Annotated in this window: 3 protein-coding genes; all 3 read left to right on the top strand. The window is 40.2% G+C overall.

Annotated features, from left to right (window positions below; all coding sequences use genetic code 11):
* The first annotated feature begins 81 nt into the window (after positions 1–81).
* The 3 genes from IE155_RS17835 (at position 82) to IE155_RS17825 (ending at position 2,116) form a co-directional block, all read left to right on the top strand.
* On the top strand, positions 82–753 hold the full coding sequence (locus IE155_RS17835; RefSeq protein ID WP_189379687.1) for a hypothetical protein: 672 nt from the start codon (positions 82–84) through the stop codon (positions 751–753).
* Between the two features lie 112 nt (positions 754–865).
* Positions 866–1,189 carry a hypothetical protein gene (locus tag IE155_RS17830; RefSeq protein ID WP_189379685.1) on the top strand — a complete coding sequence of 108 codons (324 nt, stop codon included), beginning with the start codon at positions 866–868 and terminating at the stop codon, positions 1,187–1,189.
* A gap of 120 nt (positions 1,190–1,309) precedes the next feature.
* On the top strand, positions 1,310–2,116 hold the full coding sequence (locus IE155_RS17825; protein ID WP_071237965.1) for a hypothetical protein: 807 nt from the start codon (positions 1,310–1,312) through the stop codon (positions 2,114–2,116).
* The last annotated feature ends 142 nt before the right edge of the window (positions 2,117–2,258 follow it).

Genomic DNA, 2,258 nt, shown 5'->3' with positions numbered 1-2,258 from the left:
GTTGAAATTGTGGAATATTAAGTGATAATTATTGGTGATTATGGAACGGACATTACTGAGAAGTCTCCATAATAAGCTGTTATGAATGAGGTGGTAATGGAGGCTGAGAACTGTAAGCAAATAATATCCGCACTCCTAAAATATGAGCCTTGGTTAATAGCTCTTGCTGGTGCGCTCTTTACTATTTGTTCTGTTTACTTTGGGCATTGGCTTAGCCTGCGAATGCATAATAAAAGAGCAGATGCGCTGGAAGTAGGCTTTGATAATGAAATTCGTCTGTTGAAAGAATACTTTCAGGCTTGGCTCAAAGATCTAGTTGACGAGTTCGAAAACCCTGTGCGCTCTTCGTATTCTGGATTTACTCCTGTAGATATGAGTTGCATCGACTCACTTGTAGTCGAACTGATTGCCGCAAATAGGCTCCTTACGAAGGATCAGCGAAGTTTGATTCTGAATCTTAAGTCAAAAATTAATGGGATTCCAAAAAAGGACCATCAAAGAGACGAGGCGACAACTTGGTATGATCAGAAAGAGGCTTTTAACGTTCCTACGCCTTGTACAGCTCGTCTTATAATTGATACCGTCGAAATTATTAGTTACCTAAGCCGTTACATCGACTCAGGAAAGAAATTTTCTCTCGAAGATGACAGTCAATGGGAAGATCATGCAAGCCTTGCATTCTCCGAGGCTGGTATTGAATATAAACAGGAATTGTGGGGACGAGTTATTGTTCATGGCCCAGAAAATTCATAACAAGCGGCTGTTGTCGCCCCTTCGGGGCTGGGACGGCCTTTCCGCCGCTTCGCGGCTACAAGTCCGCCCCAAAGCCGGGCGTTATGTGTATTAATTAAGGAAGATTCTATCTATGTCATTTACAGCAGTTCTTTTACTGGCACTCATATTGTTGCTACCAGTGGTATATTTCACTTGGGCTTTTCTTTCTCTCAAAAAAGATATGCCAGATATTTCCGATGTCTGGAAAAATTTAGATTCTTTCAACAAGTATCTAATTAAAATGGGGCTTGTGCTTTTGATACCTGTTCCATATTTAAAAAGTATTCCCGAAAAAGATTTGTACCCTGTAGCATTTTGTATTGAACTTTTACCAGCGCTCGCAACGGGATTTTTTGTCACAGGGGTTATTGCGTATTCAAAGGCAATGTATGACCACAAACAAAAAAACACATAACCAGGCGCTCAAATCGGACTCCGTAATGTTGGCACCTTTTGCGCAAAAACACGCACAAAAGTCGCCAACATTACTACGCCGTTTAGCTAAACGTTAGCCATCAATTAGGAGTAAATCTTAGTGCAGAGTTCTAAAGAGGTTTTGGAGCTTCTTACTAAAGCAAAGGATATGAGGCTGAATATAGCCATATTCGCCGTTTCTATGGCAGTTTTGGTTTGTTCTTCTAAAGACCTAGTCACAATTGATTCAGTGTCTGAAACAGTTCTCAGAGGATTGACATTTATTACCTCAGTTCGCTTGGTCTATGGTGTCATAGGGCTTATATATTCTTATTTCCAGAATCGTCAGGAAGAAAAAGAGAAGCTGGAAAAGGCTACAGAAGATGCCAAGAATGCAGAGTCCAAGAGTTTAAGAAATCGAGAAAATATACGTAGTGCATTTGAAACATTAGACATATTTCAGCTTTACATAATCCAAGAATTAAAAAGGCAGAATCATGTTCAGGTTAAAAAGGGAGCTCCTTTATTCACCCTTAAAAACTTTAACATTATCTATACCCCAGCCGTTGGCGAGCGGTATGAATCAGCCTCTTTAACTGCCGTTGCAAAGGATATTTTGGAAAATGAGTTATGGCGTAGATTCGATGAACTTAAATTTAATGCGCTAGTTAGATTCTTTGAAGGTATCCAGCCAGAAGATGCGCGGCATTTCCAAGAGTTCCTAACTAAAGATTCTATAAGTACAAAGAGATACAATCGTTCATCATCTGGAAGCCAATATTATGACAATGAGCGGGTATTCTCTAATTACTCAAACAGTATAATATTTGCGCAGCCTCAAAGAAGCTACACCTATATCATTGATCCCATAGCTAAAGCTGCAATTGAAACGGTGTTTAAGGAAAAGGTAGAAGAGGCCAATGGCTAACAAGGCGCTGCTGCCGGACAAATTTTCCGCTGCGCTCCAAATTTGCCGCAGAGCGCGGCGTTAGGCAGCTGGTTAAGTTGTGCCTCAGTCAAGGAAGAAGAAATAATGCAAAAAATTATAACTCAAGTTTTTCTGATTTTAC

This window comes from Thalassotalea profundi, assembly GCF_014653195.1.
Classification (GTDB): domain Bacteria; phylum Pseudomonadota; class Gammaproteobacteria; order Enterobacterales; family Alteromonadaceae; genus Thalassotalea_B; species Thalassotalea_B profundi.
The sequence above is the reverse complement of the archived record's forward strand: the minus strand, read 5'-3'. Positions and strand labels throughout refer to the sequence as shown.

Bases quoted from the DNA above. Each gene is read 5' to 3' on its own strand.
- IE155_RS17835 (WP_189379687.1), top strand. From the start codon at position 82: ATGAATGAGGTGGTAATGGAGGCTGAGAACTGTAAGCAAATAATATCC.
- IE155_RS17830 (WP_189379685.1), top strand. From the start codon at position 866: ATGTCATTTACAGCAGTTCTTTTACTGGCACTCATATTGTTGCTACCA.